This window comes from Oleiphilus sp. HI0132 (genome assembly GCF_001635845.1).
In genome coordinates this window covers 1-929 of the sequence record NZ_LWGJ01000093.1, presented here as the reverse complement: position 1 = coordinate 929, position 929 = coordinate 1, and the positions used below count along the sequence as shown (strand labels likewise).

The following is a 929-nucleotide window of genomic DNA, read 5'->3' as shown; positions in this document are numbered from 1 at the left end:
TCTAATTCGTGTCTATCAAATCTAAGCTTCTCAGCACCCTTGTAATGTCCCTTTCTCTTGTTATGGCTGCCACGGTAAACGCTGCGCCATGGATTGATGTAGGTGACCTTAGGCTTCGAAATAATCTTCAGCTACTCAATGATGCAGAAGTGATCGATATCTCTTTAACGACCTGGCCGCTTATGTGGGCAGATGTAAAAAATGCACTAGCAGAAGCTGATCACTCGAAGCTCAATTCAGCACAAAAAACTGCGATTAGAGAATTACGCTTTGAGCTACGTAAGCAGACTAAGTCCGGTATTAAAAAAAGCCTTGAAGTGACAGCGGGCAGTGCTAGGCCATTATTAAGAGATTTTGGTTCTTTCCAGCAAGAAAAAGGAGAGATCCATAAAACAATGGAAGGTGATAGTGAAAGCTTTGCCTTCAGGCTTCAAGCTAATGTCATGACAGACCCTGGTGATGATGCCGTCCAGACAGACTTTTATGGCTCCTATTTGGCTGGCGTGCTGGGCGGTCGTGATGGCAACTGGGTATTGGGTGTTGGCGCAGTCGATCAATGGTGGGGCGCGGGTTCTCAGTCGAGTTTGATCCTGACAAATAATGCCGAGCCGGTGCCGAGCGTATTCTTAAGAACCAAGCAGGGGCAAACCTTTGAAACACCATTGCTTTCTTGGTTAGGAGAGTGGCAATTTGTATCTTATATTGGTCAGCTAGAAAGTGAGCGTACAATACCTGAGGCAAAACTTACTGGCATGCGTTTTACCTTTAGGCCGTTGAAAGGTCTTGAATTTGGTATGTCCCGTGCGATGCAGTGGGGTGGAGAAGGGCGTGATGAAGACTTGTCTACCTTCTGGAAGTCGCTTACTTCGCAGGGTGAAAATACAGCCAAGCAAGCGGGGAATCAGTTGGCTGGCTTCGATGTACGTTAT

At 46.6% G+C, this 929-nt stretch carries 1 protein-coding gene; it reads left to right on the top strand.

Going from position 1 to position 929, the window contains the following annotated elements; all coding sequences use genetic code 11:
• Positions 1-44 precede the first annotated feature (44 nt).
• A partial coding sequence (locus tag A3766_RS01240; protein WP_231882809.1) for a capsule assembly Wzi family protein occupies positions 45-929 on the top strand: 885 nt, incomplete at its 3' end.